This is a genomic window from Nocardia vinacea NBRC 16497 (assembly GCF_000308835.1).
GTDB lineage: Bacteria > Actinomycetota > Actinomycetes > Mycobacteriales > Mycobacteriaceae > Nocardia > Nocardia vinacea.
Map to the genome: position 1 here is coordinate 1 of NZ_BAGN01000295.1, position 396 is coordinate 396.

Annotated in this window: 1 protein-coding gene; it reads right to left on the minus strand. The window is 57.3% G+C overall.

Translation table 11 applies throughout. The features are described 5' to 3' along the window. Window positions 1-182 precede the first annotated feature (182 nt). Window positions 183-396 (minus strand): hypothetical protein (locus ON44_RS33550; RefSeq protein ID WP_040697944.1); only part of this gene is annotated, 214 nt, incomplete at its 5' end.

Genomic DNA, 396 nt, shown 5'->3' on the forward strand with positions numbered 1-396 from the left:
CCACGGCCGGGTGAGCCTTGGCAAGCTCAACGGTCGTGTCGGATGAATTGCAGTCCCGTATAACAACATACGACCCAGCTGCATGTTTCTGCACGGCGTCGAGGCACTGAGAGAGTTCGTCCGCATTGTTGTGCGTGACGATGACGATGCCGAGATCGTCCACAGTCGGCGGCATTCCGCTCCTACGTGTTCGAGTTGATGGGTTTGCTGATTTTCCAGACGCTGTCGAACCACGTCTGCGCCTGCCGCACGAACTGCGATTTCAGCGACTCGCCGTCGCCATGGTCGATGTCCATATGGAAGAGCAGCGAGTTCTTACCCATCAAGTCCCAGATGACCGTCTCCTCGCCGCCGAGGGTCAACTGATGCTCTTCGATCGAGTAGAAGCCGAAGAAC